Genomic DNA, 18221 nt, shown 5'->3' with positions numbered 1-18221 from the left:
CTCAGTAACATACTTACCAATTACTGTACCGGCTTCAGGAGACCCCTCACAAATAAATCGATCCCCACACTTACATTTATAGAGGCCAGGGGTAACCTCCCAGTGTATGCGATTATAATCTTCATCACATAGGAAGGCAAATCCTTGGGGTCTCATTTGGTGGTTGCCTGGATAATAGGTACATGTTGCTTCTGGCATAAATCAACAGCTCCTTTTTTTATTAATATCGTTTGTTTTTCTTGAGAAGATGGTCTATAAAAAGATCTTTAAAGTCCGCTTTTTTTATAAACACCATGTTTGATTTCCCCGGCCGGCGAAGAGATGATCTGAGTGAACGGTGCTTTTCCCCACTCCTTGGATCAGCCCCTTGTCCGACACAACATTGGCGAACAGCTCATGGATCTGCTCCGCCTTGCCGTGAGCGGACTCCTGACTATGTTCCGCAGGGAATAAACTGCATGTCGAGCGAATACATCCGCTTGAACCGGCGGTTCAACTCGCGGGTCTGCTCCGATTTCGGCAGCTGCACGAACAAACTCGGTTCCGGCAAGCCTTCCGACTCCGCCCGGTGTAAACCGATAGCTCCGGAAACCAGGTCGCGGGCGTAGACGCTACGTTACTCATCACGTCATTTCAAGGCAATCTGCGCCAAATTCTCACCTTCCTTCATTTGCGTATGGTGTTCCCGCCGATGTTTAGAGAAAATGGTCGGCGAGCATTAGCAAACGCTAAGCGTTTGGTCACGCCCCCCCATTGCGAATCGCCCCCTCAGGCACCCCTACGATTTGCACTTTGTTCGAACGTCCTTCCTCTATAGGCGCCTACCTGGTCTCATCACCCGTTGCAATGGGGGACGACCGGTTAGGAGCACTGCGCGGCCCCAAAACTCGGCGAGAAAAAGCAGGACCGTGAAAGTGTCATTCACGGCCCTGCAAAGATGAAGGTTTACCTTCTTCGACACTATCATTGTATCTTGGATCGTCGACGATCATCGGCCTTTAAGCGGACAGAGAGAGGACAGTAATGACTTTGCCTAGTTACATCAGGGCTTATTTACCGATTTCATGCTGCGAAAAGAGCGCGTTTGGAGGTAACTTTTCTTTCGACATCAGGCAGCCGATCCCACGAAGTTTATACTTTTTGATATCTTAAAAAGGCTCAAAACCGAGATCAGTGCTTGACCAAATAAATTATGACTTTGGCTCTGATGTGGCTGTCTATAGCGTTTGTGTCTTGGTATCCCTGCATGCTGCCTTGCACGATTATCCCTTTTGTTCAGGGGTAAAGGGTGGGGGCTAATCACGATCCTTTCATTTTTCCCGGTGTCTTGCCTCATTCCTCCCGTCAGGTCTGCTTCACTTCTCCTAAACCTCCTTCTCACAAACCTGTCTAACGATCTCGAACATGTCTGCTTCTCCCAAACATATTTTCTTCTCCTGAATTTATCTTCCTCTCTGCTTCCCGATCAAACGGGATAATCGTGCAAAGCGTCCGGACAGCGGATGTTGATCTGCCGATCTGCCGACCAACCCACCGGCCTTTCCTGTCCTCAAGCTTTCAACGCTCTTCCGATATTTCTTGCCACGATCGGTTACCGGCTTGACTGTCAAGCGCTGATTATTAAGTTGAGCCCTTAAAAACAACAAAACCCCGCTCCTAAAGCAGCACGGCGCTTGGCCTTCGCTGCCCGGAGCGGGGTTGTCTTAATGAGATCAGTTCGACACGGAACCCGATTCGCGTAAAGACTTGACTGCGTGGCGGGACGACTTGGCAGATCTGGCCGAACCGGCCGAGCTGCCCGAACTTAATTCATACCGCTTTCGTTCCGTGCGTTCGACTTGAACGATCTGCCCTTCATGAACAACGATGTTCAGAGAGCCGAATTCCATGCCACCCAACAGCCCGGCAATTCGTTCCAACCAGACATCGTCTACCTTTAGTGGTCTTGCCATTTTTATCGCCCTCCTGTTCTTTAGCGAATCTTTGGACTCACGCCTTGTTTTAGTGGCTGCTTTTGCGCGTAAACCAGCTTTTGAGCAGCAGTGTGACGAGCGCCAGCATCAGCAGCAAGGACGCCACCGCAAACGATGCGGAAAACTGGTATTCGTTATACAAAATTTCCACATGCAGCGGCAGCGTGTTGGTTTCTCCCCGGATATGGCCGGATACGACGGACACGGCGCCAAATTCCCCCATCGCTCTCGCATTGCACAAAATAATGCCGTACAGCAGCCCCCATTTGATATTTGGGAGCGTCACTTTCCAAAAGATCCGGAAGCCTCGCGCACCCAGCGTAACGGCGGCTTCTTCCTCCTGCTGTCCCTGATCCTCCATGAGCGGAATCAGTTCTCTGGCGACGAACGGGAAGGTCACGAACAAGGTCGCCAAAATGATGCCCGGCAACGCAAAAATAATCGTAATGTCATGCTCCTGCAGCCATGGCCCAAACCAGCCGTGAACCCCGTAGACGAGCACGTAAATGAGGCCGCCGATAACGGGGGAAACGGCAAAGGGCAGGTCGATCAGCGTCACGAGCACTTGCTTGCCGCGAAAATTGAATTTGGTAATCGCCCATGCGGCCGCCACGCCAAAAATCGTGTTCAGCGGAACGGTGATCACGGCGACGAGCAGCGTCAGCCGCAGCGCGGACAAGGCGTCGGGGTTGCGGATGGCTTCCACGTAAACCCCCCAGCCCTTTTTGAGGGCTTCCGTGATTACGACGGCCAGCGGCAGCACGATCAACCAGATCAGCACCAGCGCCGCGAGGGTGATGAGCACCCATTTTACGGCGCCCGATCTTTTTCGGGACTGGCGGCCGGGCGCAGTCGGCTTATGGGCAGCTAATGGTACAGAACCCGCCATATGATTTCCTCCTCCATGCTTGAATCATCCTGTTTGGCCCGTTATCTCGCGGTTTTGCGCATCCGGCGCTGCAGCGAGTTGATCAGCAGCAGCAGCACGAACGAGATGAGCAGCAGGATCATCGCCACCGCCGTCGCGCCGGCGTAGTCGAACTGCTCCAGCTTCGACATGATGAGCAGCGGGGCGATTTCCGTCTTCATCGGCATGTTGCCGGAAATAAACACGACCGAGCCATACTCCCCGATACCGCGGGAAAAAGCCAGCGCAAACCCGGTGAGCAGCGGCGGCAACAGCTCCGGCAGCACAACCGACCGGAACGTGCGGAACCGGCTGGCGCCCAGGGTGGCCGCAGCCTCCTCCACTTCCGCGTCGAGATCCTGGAGCACCGGCTGGACCGTCCGGACGACAAACGGGATGCCGATAAACATCAGCGCCAGCGTGATCCCTATCGGCGTAAACGCGATGCGGATGCCCAGCGGCTCAAGCAAGGAGCCGATCCAGCCATTCGACGAGTAGATCGCCGTCAGCGATACTCCGGCCACCGCGGTGGGCAGCGCAAATGGAAGATCGATCATGGAGTCAAACAGTCTTTTTCCGGGAAAATCATATCTGACAAGCACCCAAGCCAGCAGCAGCCCCAGCACGGCATCGATCAGACCGGCGGCCGCCGCAGTCAGAAAGCTGACCCGATAAGAGGCCAACACCCGCGGATCCGTGGCGACATCCCAAAACTTTTCCCAGGTAAGTCCCGTAGAATTCAGCAGCAAGGCGGAGAGCGGGATCAGCACGATCAAGCTCAAATAAAGCACACTGTATCCCATAGTTAGCCCGAATCCTGGCAGTACTCCGCGCTTCGTGGCGCTACTGTGCATGTTACTTCATCCTTTCTCCTGTTTCAGGCCGGAGAGCGGCTCAGCGGTTTGTTTGCGCCGCCTCTCCGGGACCTATCCTCCGCTTTGTACGGCCGGTTATTGAGGTACGTAAATCTGGCTGAAAACGCCGCCATCGCTAAAATGTTTCTGCTGCGCTTCCGCCCATCCGCCAAACTCCTCGTCAATCGTAAACAGCTTGATGTCGGGGAACTGGTCGGTAAACTTGGCTTTTACGCTGTCCAGTGTCGGACGGTAATAATTTTCCGCCGCGATCGTCTGTCCTTCCTCCGAGTACAAATATTTCAGGTATGCTTCGGCGACTTCCCGGGTTCCGTGTTTGTCGGCGTTTTTGTCCACAACCGCTACGGGAGGTTCGGCCAGGATGCTTTCCGATGGATAAACGATATCGAATTTGTCCGGTCCGAGCTCTTTTACGGAAAGCCAGGCTTCGTTTTCCCAGGCGAGCAGCACATCGCCCAGTCCGCGTTCAACAAAGGTCGTCGTCGCCCCGCGGGCGCCGCTGTCCAGAACAGGAACGTGCCGGAACAGTTCCTTGACGAATTCCTGCGCTTTGGCTTCATCGTTATTATTATGGTGCAAGGCGTATCCCCATGCCGCCAGGTAGTTCCAGCGGGCGCCCCCCGAGGTTTGCGGGTTCGGCGTAATGACCTCCACCCCATCTTTGATCAGATCGTCCCAGTCCTTGATCCCTTTCGGATTGCCTTTACGCACCAAAAACACAATCGTCGAGGTATAAGGAGAACTGTTATATTCATATTTCTGCTGCCAGCCCTCATTGATCTGGCCGCTTTGCTGAATGGCGTCGATATCGTATCCTAACGCCAGCGTAACCACGTCCGCCCCCAGGCCGTCGATCACCGCCCGGCTCTGTTTGCCCGAGCCGCCGTGCGACTGCTTGATCGTGACTTTTTGACCTTTCTCTTTCTCCCAATAAGCGGCAAATGCTGCGTTGTATTTTTCGTATAGCTCTCGGGTCGGGTCGTAGGATACGTTCAGCAGTTCCACTTCCTTAAGCTTCTCCCCGCTGCCTGAAGAAGCGGCTTCCGCGCTCGCCTCCTCGCCCCGCTTGTTATCCGCCGAGCAGGCCGTCATCACCGTCAGCATCGCCAGCACCAAACTCATTAGAACCCCTTGCTTCCACAGTTTGATCATCGTATCACTCCCCTTGCTCTCTTGATATTTTGCTTGCACCGCCGGTAGGCTTCATACCGCCCGTCATCCCCTAAAAGGAGGAAACGGAGAAACGCCCAATCCCTACGGTCAAACCGAGCGACTACCCGTGTCTGCCAAGGCAATAGAGCGTTCCTCCGCCCGTACGGTTAGAACATTTAAAATTATTCCTACCTGTTTAGTATGCTATGGTGTTATTTTATTATCGAGGGCCTAAAATTGTCAAACATTTTATTCAAAAAAACCAAATTATTTATAAGGTCCCCTTATATTGCGAAAGACGAATGTACGAGCCGCAAAATGGGAATGATTATTCGTTAAATTGTGGAGTTTGGGGCGGAATGCAAGTACCTGCAGTGAGGTCTGCGCATATGTCCGGGTTGAAGAAAAGGCATGGTTAGATGCGGTGGATGTGGTCAGTAGATACGGTAGATGCGGTAGATGTGGTAGATGTGGTCAGTAGATGCGGTTAAATGCGGTAAGTAGAAGTGTTAAGATGCGGTCAGGTTAGCTTAGGGGATGGCTAGGGGATGGCTAGGGGATGGCTAGGGGGTGGCCGGATTGGAACGGATCGAACGTGAAGATCAAGCGTGGATATGCAGGTTATACTGGTTAACCTCTTGAACCGTGGATAATCGCGGATAGCGGATAGACGGTACTTTTGGGGCGCGGGTCTGGTATTGCGATGGTGAGCGGACCGATCAAACATAGCGGCTCCAACAATAGAGGTAAAAAATGTCGCTATATCTCGCTTTTCACATTCAGCGGAAAAATAGCGGAATTTATTACCGCTATTCTTCGTCAGACGCGTACATTTACTCGATTTCAGCCGGTCTGCACACAAATAACGACATTTTTTTCCTCTATTTCAACAAAACAGCTCAAATCGTGGGAAATAACGCCATAAATTACCGTTATTCTCAAAAGAGGGACATTACTTTTGCATCAAAGTTGATAAGATGCGTATCTCTTTCCATTCTAACGCTCGCCACAGCGGCTATTTGCTCCAAAAACGCCGATTTCAAATTCTAACGGTTGCCATATCGCTTATTTCGCTTAAACCCAGCTATTTTTGTTCAGATCAGGGCAAATAACAGCGATTACAACCGTTAGAATTTAGAAAGGGTCTTTATTCGCAAAATAGCGGCTGTTACAACCGTTAGATTTCCGGCGGGAGCGAATACGTGCCTGCCCCTGCCCTAGAATTCAGCGGCTCGATGCAAGAGACCTTGGCGATGGCCAGCTCCTGGCCGGCAGGCGACAGCTGGCCTGTTTCCGCATCCCGCCGGAATGCCACGATATTGCCGCTGTATTGGTTCGCCACCAGCACGTAGCCGTCCAGCACGGCGAAGTTCCGCGGCCAGTTCCCGCCGGTCCCGATCCACTCCGGGTCGCCAAGCTTGCCGCTCGCCGGATCGATGCGGAAGCGGACGAGACTGTTATGCCCCCGGTTGGAGCCGTACAGGAAGCGGCCGTCCGGCGACAGATGAATGTCGGCCGGATAGTTCTCGCCCCGGAAATCCCCGGGTAAGGTGCCGACATGCTCCAGAGGTTCCAGGCGCCTTTGATCCACGTCACAAGCGTAAACGGTCAGCGTATTGTTTAATTCATTCATTCCGTAGGCGTACCGCCCGGAAGGATGAATGACAAAATGGCGCGGGCCGGAGCCGTCCGGCAGCCGTGCCTCCCCGTGCTTCACCAGCTTTCCGTCCTCCAGCCGGTAAATCACGATCCGGTCGATCCCCAGATCGGAGACGTAAGCACACCTCCCGTCCCGGCTGGGAACGGCGCTGTGCGCATGGGGCCCCTCCTGCCGTTCCAGATGAACGCCGCCGCCTTCATGCTGAACGTTCGATCGTATCCCCGCCAGCGCCCCGTCTTCGCCCAGCGTAAAGCTGATCACATTGCCGCTGGAATAATTGGAGGCAAGCAGCCAACCCTCCTCGCCGGCCTTCGCCAGCGCGAGATGGCAGGGATCCGCCCCCAGCGTCGGAAGCTCGTTCAGCTTCGTCAATCCGCCGTCCGCCGGATTGATCGCGAAACTGGCCGTTCTCCCTTCGCTCTGCTCGCTGACCGTATAAAGCCGCCATGCGTCCATATCCGCGATCACGAAAGAAGGATTTACAATCCCATCCGTTTGCCCGAGGATGCGCATGGCGCCGCTCCGCAAGTCCAGTTCGCATAAATAAATTCCCGGGCCGCCCGGCTCAGCATAAGATCCTGCGTAAAACAACCGGGAATCCGTTCGATCGAAAATACTCACCTCAGCACTCCTCCCTGGGCTTTCCGCGCTTCCAACAGATCCTTCATATCCTTATATTTACCCGTACAATGCTCTCTTCCGGCCTGGCTGTCGGTTTCATCCAGCATCCGTTTGACCTCCGACAAGGAAAGTTCATCGAAATACGACTCCAGCCGTTGCTCCCCGCCGGTGAAAATCCGGTCCATGACGGTGTGCATATTGGAAGATACTTGGCAGGTGGACTCCTCGCTGCCGGAGCACCAGCCCGGATGCAGCGAACCGCGCGCAAACATTCGGTACAAGTCGCCCAAAGTCACCCGCGCAAGTTCCGTATTGAGCTGATATCCTCCGCCGACGCCCTCCTTCGTTGTCACCAAACCGTGCTTCCGCAGCGAACTAAGCACTTTGCGCACGCGGGCCGGATGGGTCGCGACGCTGCAGGCGATTTGCTCGCTGTTAGCCATTTGCTCCTCTTTGTTGTCCAGAAACAACAGACAATGGACCGCAACCGTGAATTCGCTATTCATTGTCCTTCCCCCTTTACCTTGGCAGGTTTGAAACATGAGCGGCCGATTATGTTATAATGTTCTCGCGAAATACTATTAGAGGTTGTTCAAAAAGTCGTCTTTTGATCACGAAGCAGGTCGGGAAGTGGTCTCGACATCGAATCTTGGATTCAGCCGGGCCTTCCGTTGCTCACGTACCCAAAACGTACGCTCCGCTACTCAGTCCCTAGCTTCATCCAACCTTCTCGGTGCTGAAAACCCGACTTTTTGAACACGCACTATTAACAAGTATTTAGTTTTGTCAAACAATCACTTCTTTATATAGAAAGGGATCTCCCATGAATGCGATAAACCCTTCTTACCTGCAAATCGCCTTTACTTTCGGCGCCTTGTTCATGGCGGTAGCCGTGCTGTTTATCCGCCTCAAGGCGAGCCGCCGGCCCGTGACGATCCGGAAAATCATCATCCCCCCGCTTGGCATGACGACCGGGTTTATGATGTTCGTCGTTCCCGAGACGCATATTCCCGTCACTTGGGGGATCATCGCCTTTGCTCTCGGCTGGCTGCTGTTCTCCTATCCGCTCATCCGGACCACAAAATTCGAGAAGGTGGACGGCCAGGTCTATGCCCAGCGCTCGCGCAGCTTTATTTTTATTCTGATCGGCCTGCTCGCTGTCCGCATGCTGCTTCACGAAGCGGTGGAGCAATATATCTCCGTGCTTCAGACCGGTGCCGTCTTCTTTCTGCTGGCCTACGGAATGATTATCCGCTGGCGGCTGTTTATGCTGAAGCAATACCGCGCCATGACGGCAGGCCCTGACAGCCCTTCCAATTCCGATTAAAGCTCCGCGGGCTGCGAGTCCGTCCAGCCTTCGACCACAGACCGGTTGCGGCCCGCCTCCTTCGCTTTATACAAGCAGCGGTCGGCGCAGCCGATCAAATCCTGCCCGCTGACCGGATCAAGCGGCGAAATGCAGCAGCCCCCGATGCTGATCGTGACGCAGCCGGAAACCGCGGAAACTTCATGGGGGATGGCCAACCCGGACACCGCCCTGCGAAGCTTCTCCGCTATATTCCGGGTTTGGCGGTCGTCACAATCCGACAAGACCACGACAAATTCCTCCCCGCCGTAACGCGCCGCAAACCCGCCCAACGCTTGCACCCTTTTGTGGATCGTTTGGGCGATGGAACGCAGCACCTCGTCCCCGCCCTGATGTCCATAGTGATCATTGTAGGCTTTAAAGCAATCCACATCGATGATAAGCAGCGACAAGGACGTCGATCTCCCCCCCGGCGAGGCCATTTCCCGCGACAAAATCTCATCAAAACGGCGGCGGTTCGGAATTCCGGTCAATCCGTCCAATTGGGTCAGCCGGGTTAATTTCTCGTTGGCTTTCTCCAGCTCGAAGCCGGACTCAATCAATTGCCGGTGTTGTTCCGAAAGCCGGATAAACAGCCGGTTCACCTCGTTCACCACCGAGCAGATTACGGCCATTGCCGCAATGACCGAATTAATTTTGGCCAAGTACCAGCCGAGCGAAAACCGGGTGCCGACCAGCAAGGTCAGCGTTACGTCCATCATAAGCGCAACGATCGCCACCGTCAGCCACAAGTGCAGTACCGTGTGGCCTTTGTTTCTCCAGGCCATCACGATCAGTGCCGCCAAGTTCAGCAGCCATACGGCAGGGCCGATCCCGGACGAATTTAACTGCCGGTAATCGCTGTGACGTATAATTTCGGGCAGCGCCCGCTCCCCGAGGACCGACAATTCAATAATGCCAAGCGCAAGCAGCAAAGTAAACGAAATGCCCGCCGCGCCCCAATTGAAAATATGCTCTTTTTTCTCGATCGGCTTTGGCCATATCGATTGTGTGAACACGTACAGCAAAATCCCCAAAGAAAATCCGCTGTGCCAAAACACCCACAACCATCCCGCAGCCTGACTGCGCTCGCCGAAATACCAGGCATCGGAAAACAGCCCCGGAAACGTAATAATATGCGCAGCGGTAATGATTCCGGTAAACAGGTAAGTGCAGGACAACACCAGCAGCGACGGAATTCCGGACGCCCGGTATTGACCGTAGACAATAAAAGCGGTAAGCAGATCCCCGAATATGAGCCAGGCGATGGCAGCGGCAAAAAAAAGCTCCAACCCGGGCGAATTTCTTATGCCGAGCGGAATCGCCGCCATCGACACGGCCACGATCAAAATGGCCAGAAAAACCGCCAATTTTCTTTGCTTGCTTCCGGAGGGAATGTCGAAAACCTGTGATGCCACCTTGTAATTTCCATGCATAGGCGGGCAATTCCCCCCTTCTGGTTGTTTTTCGTGTAGTACCTCCAACATATTAGATTTTAAATGGAGATGCAATCTTTTTCTCCCGGCTCCCACAAAACGGCAAACAGCCGCATTCGCTTCATGGCGAACGCGGCTATTTGGGACAAGTAGGGTATTTATCGGATTACGCCTAAGAAGACGTTCTCGGATCGAAAGTGGGATTCTTCAGTTGAGGCAGCATCCTCATCCCCTTCTCCATTTCCGAAGAGCATAAAGGACACACCGGCGTATAATCGAACGTAAAATTATCCCGCATCCAGCCATTGCAATCCTCGCTGATGCAAGACCAGACCGGCGTGTTCTCCTCGGGAATTTCCTCCAACGGTTTTTTACGGTAGCTCATCTTTTTCCTCCTCAAAATGGATGTTGGTCAACCAATTCGGCAAGCAGCCAAGCGCCGCTTATATGAGCTGAATAAAAACGGCTCCTGGCGCAAAAATGGGCGCACCAAGAGCGTAATGCCTATCTAAAAAAAATTCACACATTGAAAAAAGTTCCATATATAAAGTGACACTCTTTTCAATGTGTGAATACTGCGTTCTCGAATCATAAGCTGATTCAATTATAACGGTTTACCAAATAAAACGCAAATCTCCTGATATTTCAAGCCGATTCCCTTTGCCAACTGGACAGACGGGCCGGGGGAAATTATAATGACTATTAAAATCCACAGTTGAATAGTTCAGGGGTGCTGGAATCGGCCGGCTGAGATTGTGTCCCTTCAAGATACTGACCCTTTAACCTGATCTGGATAATGCCAGCGTAGGGAGCCGTTATGGATGGAACATCAATTCATGTCATTCCGCCAGCCTATCAGCGTCCCGACCGGGACGTTTTTTTTGTTGTCTGGACCTTACGTCCGGAAGGTTTCGGAGCTTCCAGGTTAAATGAACAAACTGCGGAAATTTAACATTAAAAAGGGAGAGATATTGCTGTGAAAAAAAACATGCGGGCTTCCCTCGCGGCGGTCCTATCCTGCCTCCTGCTGGTCCTGGCCGGCTGCGGCGGCCAAGCTGCCGGCGGCAACGGGGGCAATTCGTCCGCGGGTGCCGCTGCGGACAATGGAGGCGCCAAGGCGCCGCGTGACATTAAGCTCGTGCTCGACTGGAGCCCCAACACGAACCACACCGGCTTATACGCCGCCAAAGAGCTGGGCTATTTTGAAGAGGAAGGCCTGAACGTGGATATCGTGCTCCCGGGCTCCGGCGGCGCGGAAGCGATGGTCGCTTCCGGCGAGGCGCCGTTTGGCGTCAGCGTGCAGGAGAACGTCACGCAAAGCCGGACGCAAGGCGTTCCGCTCGTATCGATCGCGGCCGTTATTCAGCACAACACCTCCGGCTTCGCCGCTCCGGCCGGCAAAAACATCAAATCGCCGAAAGATTTTGAAGGCAAAACTTACGGCGGATGGGGGTCTCCGGTAGAAGAAGCCGTCATGAAATCCATCATGGACCTGGAAGGCGCCGACGTCGGCAAAGTCAAATTCCTCAACATCGGAGATGCCGACTACTTCACCGCCGTGAAGCGCGACATCGACTTCGCCTGGATTTTTTACGCCTGGACCGGCATTGAAGCGGAGCTTCGAGGCGAGCCGCTCGATATGTTGTACGTCAAGGACTACTCGGATAAGCTCGACTATTACACGCCCGTTATCGTGACGAACGAGAAGACGATCGCAAACGATCCCGAGCTGGTCAAGTCGTTTATGCGCGCCGTGTCCAAAGGATACAATTACGCCATCGATCATCCGGAAGAAGCGGCGCAAATTTTGCTGAAGGCCGTACCTGAACTCGACCATGACCTGGTCGTCGCCAGCCAGAAGTGGCTTAGCCCGAAATACCGGGATGACGCGGCCCGCTGGGGCGAGCAGAAAAAAGAAGTGTGGCAGAACTACTCCGACTGGATGCACGAGCGCGGGCTGCTGGAGAAGCCGATTGATGTTGATGCCGCGTTTACAAACGAGTTTTTGCCTGCCGAGTAATGAGAAATAAACCGAGAGAGGATGTTAAATTTATGCCAAATGCACTGCTCAGCATTCAAATCATTCCGAAAACGCCCAACGGCGAAGACGTCATTCCGTATGTAGACCGCGCGATCGAGGTCATTCAGGCCTCCGGGGTCAAATATCAGGTGAATCCGCTGGAGACCACGATGGAGGGCGATTTGGACGAGCTGCTGGCCATTGTCAAAAAGATGAACGAAGCCGTCATCGAGTTCGGCAGCACAGGGATCATTTCGCAGATTAAAATTTCTTACAACCCGCAGGGCGTCAGTATGGATAAGCTGACCGAGAAATACCGCCTATGAATTTCCGCAGCCTTTGGAACAGCGTATGGCCGCCGCTTACGGCGGTCATCCTGTTTTTGCTCCTTTGGCAAGGGGCTACGGTATGGTTCCATATTGATCAATGGATTTTGCCCAGCCCGGTTGACATCGGCCGCGAAGCGGCTGGCGAAGCGGCCGGTTTATGGGAGCACACCTTCGCCACGCTGCGCCTGATGTTGGCCGGATTCGCCATCGGCACGCTGGTCGGCCTGCTGGTCGCTTTTGTGCTGCATTATGTGCCGTTTCTGAAAGCATCGCTTTATCCGCTGATCATCTTGAGCCAAAACGTGCCCAGCATCGCGCTGGCCCCGCTGCTTATGATCTGGTTCGGCTTCGGCATGCTGCCCAAAATCATCGTCATTACGCTCGTCTGCTTTTTCCCCGTGGCCGTTGCCGCCATGGACGGACTGAACCGGACGGACCGGGTGATGCTGAACTATATGCGGATGATCGGGGCGTCCAAAGGCCAGATTTTTCGCAAACTGGAAATCCCCTATGCCCTTCCCGCCATTCTTTCCGGCGTAAAAATCGCCGCAACCTACAGCGTGATGGGGGCCGTCATCGCCGAATGGATCGGCGCGGACAAGGGGATCGGCTATTATATGCTGCTGCAAAAATCGTCGTTTCGCACGGATAAAATTTTCGTCGCCATCGCCATTATCGTCGTGATCAGCCTGGCCATGTTCGTCTGCGTCGCCCTGCTCGAAAAATGGCTGGTCCGATACAAGCAGAAAGGGGATTAGCTCGCATGAATGTTCATACCGGAGAAAAAACGGCAGCCCCGTTAGCGCTTGAGGTACGCCATATTCATAAAACATTCCGTGATCGGCGTAAAGAGGTCCCCGTGCTGCGCGATATTTCGCTGGAGGTACACGCCGGCGAGTTCGTCTCGATCATCGGCCCGTCCGGCTGCGGCAAAAGCACCTTGTTCCACATGATCGGCGGTTTGACCGCCCCCGATCAGGGAGAGGTTTATTTGCAGGGCAGCAAGGTGACCGGACAACGTGGCCACATCAGCTATGTGCCGCAGCAGCCGGCGCTTTTTCCGTGGCGAAGCATTGAGGACAACGTCGTGCTTGCGCGGGAAATCGCCGGAATGAAGCGCGCGGGCGCGCGGAGCGAAGTACGGGAATGGCTGCGGAAAGCGGGACTGGGCGGCTTTGAAAAAGCGTATCCCCACACGCTGTCCGGCGGCATGCAGCAGCGGGCTTCCTTCCTGCGGGGACTGCTTGCTCCCCAGGAGGTGATGTGCCTGGACGAGCCTTTCAGCGCGCTGGATGCCTTGACACGCAGCGACATGCAGCGCTGGCTGCTGGAAATGTGGGAGGAAAACAAACGCTCCGTCCTGCTGATCACGCACAGCATAGACGAAGCGCTGATGTTGTCGGATACGATTTATTTGTTCTCGGGCCGTCCGGCCAGGGTGCTGCACACCATCAAGGTCCCATTTCCGCGCCCGCGCCGCGAGGATGTGGCCGAAGACCCGCTGTTCCTCGAACTGAAGCGCGACATCGCCCAGCGTATGGCCGCAGAACAGCAGTGCCAAAATTAAAGTATCGAATAAATGTTCAGCATGTCGTCGGATAACTTCATCAATGCGTGGACGACGTCGGGGTCAAATTGCGTTTCGCTGTGCCGCAAAAGCTCCAGTTTGGCCTCGCTCATCGTCAGCCTTTTCAGGCGGTAATGCCTGTCCGATGTCATGGAATCAAACGCGTCGACAACGGAACAGACCCGCGCGTTAAAAGGGATCTCCTCCCCTTTTAACCCGTCGGGATACCCTCCCCCATCCCAACGCTCGTGATGCCACCGAACGACTGCGACAACATCCGGCCCAAAGGCCGGATTCACCTCCACCAATTCGGCGCCAACCACCGGATGAAGCTTGATAATATTCCACTGCTGCTGCGTCAATGGCCCGCGATGCTCGATAATGCCGCGCGGTATCATCGTTTTCCCGATGTCGTGCATGAAGCAGCCTCGTATTAAACTGTCTTTCTCCGCCCCACCGATGCCCAGCGGTTCCGCAATCTTCTCCGCAAGCATGGCTACCCGGACGCAATGATGATAGGTTTCTGGATGTTTTCGCATAAGCATTTCAAACCACTTCACCGCATCGGGGTTATTATCCGTATACAAGTCATCCATGAATTCACTTGGACCAATCAACAAGTTTTGCCCCCTAAACCCTGTGTCGTCACTTGCCCGTCATATTCCCAGGTGGTTTTTCTAATATCAACGCTACAGGTCAATAAGAAAAAATCACGATTTTCCGTTAACTTTCACCGCGCATCACCCAATAATGTCAGAGCCCACGGTCAAAAAACGGTAAATGTCGTACAATAACAATTATGCGACATAAATGAGGAAGAAAATGGTCGAAATGTGGCAAGGATTGTAATTCATTTATGTTACATTATAGGACAAAAGAGCGAAATTTGCATTAATATTAGTCCGAAAATAGAGAAAAAGAACTATTGTTTTTATTCTATGAACTCCATCAGGCAGTCCTGAACGAAATCGGGGGCTGCTTTTTTCATTTGCTCCACGGTGTGAAGATAGCGCTGAGTCGTGTTTATATGCGCGTGTCCGAGCGTTTCCTGCACTTGCTGCAGCGATGCTCCCTGAAGCAGCGCCAGCGTCGCGTTCGTATGGCGTAGCCAGTGCGGCGTCGGTTCTTTACTGATGTTGCTCCGCTGGGCTGCACGTTTAATGATGCGTTCGATTTGCCTAGGCGTAATCGGAAAAAGCCTCAACTCCGCTTCCGGTTCGTCACAATTCGACAAATTTTGGGCGTGATGCTGATACAGCCTCCATAACTGCGGAGGAATTTTAACCTCTCTGCTTTTTCCCCTCTTGGCGTGGGAAATCGTTAACCAGATCGAGGTTTCCGTCGGATCGGTATGAAAGTCGCCCCATTTTATCCCGGTCAGTTCCGAAACGCGCAGGCCAAGCAGTACAAGGGACAGGCCGATGAGGTAGTTCCGGAGGCTCTCTTTTCGCAAACTGTTTAGCAGCTTGCCTACTTCGTTCCGCGTCAAATAATGCTTCCGGCTCGTTACCACCGCCGTCGGGATCCGGATGTTTTGGGTCGGATTATGGTCGAAAATTCCAATGCCCCGGTCGCTTCCCCATTTGTAAAAAGACTTCAAGGGCGCTATGAACGCCGCGACGCTTGCGGGTGCCAGCGGTTTTCCGGACTCGCGGTAAATGCCGTGCGTCAAATAAATTTTGTAAGCTTCGATTTCCCTCCAGGTTACATCCTTAAGCGGCATGCCCGATAAAAAACGCCTGAATTGTTCCAACGCACGGTAGTAATTTTTACGTGTATTCGGGGCATTTGAGCAAGCGGTCAAAAACATTTGGATCATCTGCTCGTCTTGATAGTCTTGTTTTGAAAAATGGAACGGATATTGTTTGGTAACTGCCGTCAATAAGTTCTGTTGCATTATCTTGTGTACCTCCTGTTGGCGATGTATAGTGTCGCATAATTGTTATTGTACGACATGAATAATCTTGTCATAAGAAAATATGTGAGATCACGGTAAAAACCGGCTTGCAAAGTTGTTTTCATGGATTGCAAAGTGATGTTCCGCGCTGACTGACACATGCCTGCACAAAGAGATATAATTAGGGGTATACACCGCCGCTTGAAAGGAGCGGATAATATGTCGTCCCATCTGCAAGAGTTACCGCCGGAAACGTTGTGGCCGAAGATCGATGCTCACGTTCATATAGATTTGTATGACGAGGCAGACCGGGAAAAGCTGCTGCAGGAGATGCCGGGAAACAAAGTGGAAGCTCTCATCGCCGTATCGATGAACCTGGCTTCCTCCCGGCTCAATTTGTCTCTTGCGGAGCGCTACCCTGGCCTCGTCTATCCGGCATTCGGTTATCATCCCGAACAGCCCGTGCCGTCTGAAGGCGAAGCAAACCGCCTCTTGGACTGGATGGAGGAGCATGCCCGCGAAATGATTGCTGTCGGCGAAATCGGGCTCCCCTACTATTTACGAAAAGAAGCGTCCGGGCAAGGCCGGCCTTTCGATCTCGAACCTTACCTTGAGCTGCTGGAGAGGCTGATGCTTGCGGCAAAACGTTTGGATAAACCCGTTGTGCTGCACGCCGTTTATGAAGATGCCGAGCTCGTATGCGACATGCTGGAACGGCACGGGCTGACCCGGGCTCATTTTCATTGGTTTAAAGGTTCGGAACAAACCGTCCGCCGCATGGCCGATCGCGGTTATTACGTCTCGTTTACGCCGGATATCCTGTACGAGCGGGACATTCAGGAGTTGGCCCGCATGTATCCGGCCGACCTGGTGATGGCCGAAACCGACGGCCCTTGGCCTTTTGAAGGGCCTTTCTCCGGCCGGCTCACCCATCCTGCGATGGTGGGACACGTCGCTGTCGCCTGGGCCGGCATTCGCGGAATCGCCCCGGAGGAAGCCGCCGCGGCGCTTTACGAGAATACCCGCCGTTTTTACGGGATATGACGTTTTGCGGCCGGCAGCGTTCTTCCGATGCTGTTTAGCGTTGGCCCATGGGTCATGGACAGGCTCCCGCCCCGCTGCAGTTAGGCGTACTTTTGTCTCGTAACGGACCGGAAAGCCGCTATTCGCTCATTTCACGCGTTTTCCACTAGTGTTGCGTCCAATCTGATTTGACAAGATACATTTTCCATCTGCACAAATATTCTAACGGTTGCCACAAGCGCTATTTGCTCCAAAAACGTTGATTTCAAATTGTAACGGTTGCCATGGCGCTTATTTCACTGAAATCCGGCTATTTTGCTTAGATTCAGGCAAATAACGGCGATCACAACCGTTAGAATTCAGAAAAGGTCTTTTTTCGGAAAATAGCCGCTGCTGCAACCGTTAGATTCCTGTGCGCATTTTCGCCACACCACAGCAATGCCTTGACACATCGCTAATAAAACGCAAAAAAACCTGCAAGCGCTTTGCAGGTTTTTTTCATGGAAAACTATTTTAATTCAAACCCCCGCTCCCGCAAAAATTCACGCAGGTGGAGCCGCGAGGGCTGGGCGAGTTTTTCCGCCATTAACACGGACCAAGGCGTATCTTTGGCCCCGCCTGTCCGCTCGCGCAAATACTTGGACATGGTCTCGTCATAGGCGGCAACATGCTCCTCTTCCCGGGAAACGTCGTACCCGTTCCAATGCAAAACAGCCTCCTGTGGAAGCCGCGGGCGTTGTCCCGGCTCCTGGTCCGGAACCCCCAGGCACATCCCGAACAGGGGATAAACCAAATCCGGCAATCCGAGCAATTCCGCCACCTTGGCGCTCTGATTGCGTATTCCGCCGATATATACGATGCCCAGCCCCAAGGATTCCGCGGCTACGGCGGCATTTTGCGCCGCCAGCGCGGCGTCTACCGTGGCGACGATGAAGTTTTCCACCGCTCCTTCATACGTTTCCTGTGCGGGAAGGTGCCGCTCAGCCGTATGTTTTAACCGCGACAAATCCCCGCACCAGACCAGAAATACAGGGCACTGCTCCACGTAAGCCTGGTTGCCGCACAACGCGGCCAGCGTTTTTTTGCGCTCCGGGTCGTTTACCGCAATAACCGTGTAAGCCTGCACGTTGCTTGAGGTGGAGGCCATTTGCCCCGCAGCAACGATCGTTTCGACCTGCTCCCGGCTCACCGGCTGCCTGCTGAACTTCCGGATCGAACGATGGGCCATTAGCAATGATATCGTTTCGTTCGTCTTATTCATGCTTTTTTTCACTCCCAACCCTGCCATAATAAATTGAACCGCTTGATCCGTTTTCCAGTCCCATTATGGAACTTTCATGACCGATTAGCAAGCCGGGGAGCCCGATGCCGGACGCCCGTTGAAAAAGCGGCATGCCAAGGAGTAAACTTGCGGCG

At 53.6% G+C, this 18221-nt stretch carries 18 protein-coding genes and 1 riboswitch; of the genes, 6 read left to right on the top strand and 12 right to left on the bottom strand.

Annotated features, from left to right (window positions below):
• Positions 1-433: 433 nt before the first annotated feature.
• The 7 genes from EHV15_RS38035 to EHV15_RS12280 all read right to left on the bottom strand — a co-directional run bounded on the left by EHV15_RS38035 (position 434) and on the right by EHV15_RS12280 (position 7694).
• Positions 434-550: a DUF6838 family protein gene (locus EHV15_RS38035; protein WP_342773978.1), complete on the bottom strand. Its 117-nt coding sequence runs from the start codon at positions 548-550 to the stop codon at positions 434-436.
• Between the two features lie 1162 nt (positions 551-1712).
• Positions 1713-1952, bottom strand: coding sequence for a YezD family protein (locus EHV15_RS12305; protein ID WP_128631461.1), 240 nt, complete (start codon positions 1950-1952; stop codon positions 1713-1715).
• Between the two features lie 49 nt (positions 1953-2001).
• A complete protein-coding gene (gene cysW / locus EHV15_RS12300) occupies positions 2002-2862 on the bottom strand; it encodes a sulfate ABC transporter permease subunit CysW (RefSeq protein ID WP_128631460.1) in 861 nt (286 codons plus the stop codon).
• A gap of 41 nt (positions 2863-2903) precedes the next feature.
• Complete coding sequence (gene cysT, locus EHV15_RS12295; protein WP_128631459.1) at positions 2904-3734, bottom strand: sulfate ABC transporter permease subunit CysT; 831 nt, start codon at positions 3732-3734, stop codon at positions 2904-2906.
• A gap of 96 nt (positions 3735-3830) precedes the next feature.
• Entirely contained in the window at positions 3831-4907 is a 1077-nt protein-coding gene (locus tag EHV15_RS12290) for a sulfate ABC transporter substrate-binding protein (RefSeq protein WP_128631458.1), read from the bottom strand.
• A 1177-nt stretch (positions 4908-6084) separates the two neighbouring features.
• Positions 6085-7188 carry a lactonase family protein gene (locus EHV15_RS12285; RefSeq protein ID WP_128631457.1) on the bottom strand — a complete coding sequence of 368 codons (1104 nt, stop codon included), beginning with the start codon at positions 7186-7188 and terminating at the stop codon, positions 6085-6087.
• Positions 7185-7694, bottom strand: a complete 510-nt coding sequence (locus EHV15_RS12280; RefSeq protein ID WP_128631456.1) for an Rrf2 family transcriptional regulator — start codon at positions 7692-7694, stop codon at positions 7185-7187. Before EHV15_RS12280 ends, EHV15_RS12285 begins: the two co-directional genes overlap by 4 nt.
• Positions 7695-8011: 317 nt before the next feature.
• Between EHV15_RS12280 and EHV15_RS12275 the strand changes: the two genes are divergently transcribed.
• Positions 8012-8515 (top strand): CcdC family protein, encoded by a 504-nt coding sequence (locus EHV15_RS12275; RefSeq protein WP_128631455.1) that lies wholly within the window; start codon positions 8012-8014, stop codon positions 8513-8515.
• Here EHV15_RS12275 and EHV15_RS12270 read toward each other — a convergent pair.
• Together EHV15_RS12270 and EHV15_RS12265 are read right to left on the bottom strand one after the other, a co-directional pair.
• Positions 8512-9969, bottom strand: a complete 1458-nt coding sequence (locus tag EHV15_RS12270; RefSeq protein WP_178075837.1) for a GGDEF domain-containing protein — start codon at positions 9967-9969, stop codon at positions 8512-8514. The two genes, EHV15_RS12275 and EHV15_RS12270, sit on opposite strands and share 4 nt — an antisense overlap.
• 172 nt (positions 9970-10141) lie before the next feature.
• Entirely contained in the window at positions 10142-10354 is a 213-nt protein-coding gene (locus EHV15_RS12265) for a cold-shock protein (RefSeq protein ID WP_128631453.1), read from the bottom strand.
• A 331-nt stretch (positions 10355-10685) separates the two neighbouring features.
• A riboswitch (TPP riboswitch) is annotated at positions 10686-10797 on the top strand.
• A 148-nt stretch (positions 10798-10945) separates the two neighbouring features.
• Here EHV15_RS12265 and EHV15_RS12260 point away from each other — a divergent pair.
• The 4 genes from EHV15_RS12260 to EHV15_RS12245 are packed head-to-tail and all read left to right on the top strand — an operon-like array spanning position 10946 to position 13885.
• The gene (locus EHV15_RS12260; RefSeq protein ID WP_425464432.1) at positions 10946-11989 is read left to right on the top strand and encodes an ABC transporter substrate-binding protein; all 1044 of its coding nucleotides are present in this window, start codon (positions 10946-10948) and stop codon (positions 11987-11989) included.
• A 32-nt stretch (positions 11990-12021) separates the two neighbouring features.
• On the top strand, positions 12022-12315 hold the full coding sequence (locus tag EHV15_RS12255; protein ID WP_128631452.1) for an MTH1187 family thiamine-binding protein: 294 nt from the start codon (positions 12022-12024) through the stop codon (positions 12313-12315).
• Positions 12312-13076: an ABC transporter permease gene (locus EHV15_RS12250; RefSeq protein ID WP_128631451.1), complete on the top strand. Its 765-nt coding sequence runs from the start codon at positions 12312-12314 to the stop codon at positions 13074-13076. Before EHV15_RS12255 ends, EHV15_RS12250 begins: the two co-directional genes overlap by 4 nt.
• Positions 13077-13081: 5 nt before the next feature.
• Positions 13082-13885 (top strand): ABC transporter ATP-binding protein, encoded by an 804-nt coding sequence (locus EHV15_RS12245; RefSeq protein ID WP_128631450.1) that lies wholly within the window; start codon positions 13082-13084, stop codon positions 13883-13885.
• Here EHV15_RS12245 and EHV15_RS12240 read toward each other — a convergent pair.
• A complete protein-coding gene (locus tag EHV15_RS12240; protein ID WP_246061498.1) occupies positions 13882-14505 on the bottom strand; it encodes an HD-GYP domain-containing protein in 624 nt (207 codons plus the stop codon). The genes EHV15_RS12245 and EHV15_RS12240 overlap by 4 nt on opposite strands.
• 311 nt (positions 14506-14816) lie before the next feature.
• Positions 14817-15782, bottom strand: a complete 966-nt coding sequence (locus EHV15_RS12235) for a tyrosine-type recombinase/integrase (protein WP_128631449.1) — start codon at positions 15780-15782, stop codon at positions 14817-14819.
• Positions 15783-16001: 219 nt separating this feature from the next.
• Here EHV15_RS12235 and EHV15_RS12230 point away from each other — a divergent pair, with 219 nt between their 5' ends.
• Positions 16002-16826, top strand: coding sequence for a TatD family hydrolase (locus tag EHV15_RS12230; RefSeq protein ID WP_128631448.1), 825 nt, complete (start codon positions 16002-16004; stop codon positions 16824-16826).
• 487 nt (positions 16827-17313) lie between these two features.
• On the opposite strand, the gene nfsA is transcribed toward EHV15_RS12230, so the two are convergent.
• Entirely contained in the window at positions 17314-18066 is a 753-nt protein-coding gene (nfsA, locus tag EHV15_RS12225) for an oxygen-insensitive NADPH nitroreductase (RefSeq protein WP_128631447.1), read from the bottom strand.
• Positions 18067-18221 lie beyond the last annotated feature (155 nt).

It is taken from the genome of Paenibacillus oralis (genome assembly GCF_003863965.1).
Classification (GTDB): domain Bacteria; phylum Bacillota; class Bacilli; order Paenibacillales; family Paenibacillaceae; genus Fontibacillus; species Fontibacillus oralis.
Note: the sequence above shows the minus strand (reverse complement) of the source record. Positions and strands in the feature narration are given on the sequence as shown.

Bases quoted from the DNA above. Each gene is read 5' to 3' on its own strand.
- EHV15_RS12265 (WP_128631453.1), bottom strand. From the start codon at position 10,354: ATGAGCTACCGTAAAAAACCGTTGGAGGAAATTCCCGAGGAGAACACG.
- EHV15_RS12290 (WP_128631458.1), bottom strand. From the start codon at position 4,907: ATGATCAAACTGTGGAAGCAAGGGGTTCTAATGAGTTTGGTGCTGGCG.
- EHV15_RS12280 (WP_128631456.1), bottom strand. From the start codon at position 7,694: ATGAATAGCGAATTCACGGTTGCGGTCCATTGTCTGTTGTTTCTGGAC.
- cysT (WP_128631459.1), bottom strand. From the start codon at position 3,734: ATGCACAGTAGCGCCACGAAGCGCGGAGTACTGCCAGGATTCGGGCTA.
- EHV15_RS12255 (WP_128631452.1), top strand. From the start codon at position 12,022: ATGCCAAATGCACTGCTCAGCATTCAAATCATTCCGAAAACGCCCAAC.
- EHV15_RS12305 (WP_128631461.1), bottom strand. From the start codon at position 1,952: ATGGCAAGACCACTAAAGGTAGACGATGTCTGGTTGGAACGAATTGCC.
- nfsA (WP_128631447.1), bottom strand. From the start codon at position 18,066: ATGAATAAGACGAACGAAACGATATCATTGCTAATGGCCCATCGTTCG.
- cysW (WP_128631460.1), bottom strand. From the start codon at position 2,862: ATGGCGGGTTCTGTACCATTAGCTGCCCATAAGCCGACTGCGCCCGGC.
- EHV15_RS12275 (WP_128631455.1), top strand. From the start codon at position 8,012: ATGAATGCGATAAACCCTTCTTACCTGCAAATCGCCTTTACTTTCGGC.
- EHV15_RS12270 (WP_178075837.1), bottom strand. From the start codon at position 9,969: ATGCATGGAAATTACAAGGTGGCATCACAGGTTTTCGACATTCCCTCC.
- EHV15_RS12235 (WP_128631449.1), bottom strand. From the start codon at position 15,782: ATGCAACAGAACTTATTGACGGCAGTTACCAAACAATATCCGTTCCAT.
- EHV15_RS12245 (WP_128631450.1), top strand. From the start codon at position 13,082: ATGAATGTTCATACCGGAGAAAAAACGGCAGCCCCGTTAGCGCTTGAG.
- EHV15_RS12230 (WP_128631448.1), top strand. From the start codon at position 16,002: ATGTCGTCCCATCTGCAAGAGTTACCGCCGGAAACGTTGTGGCCGAAG.
- EHV15_RS12250 (WP_128631451.1), top strand. From the start codon at position 12,312: ATGAATTTCCGCAGCCTTTGGAACAGCGTATGGCCGCCGCTTACGGCG.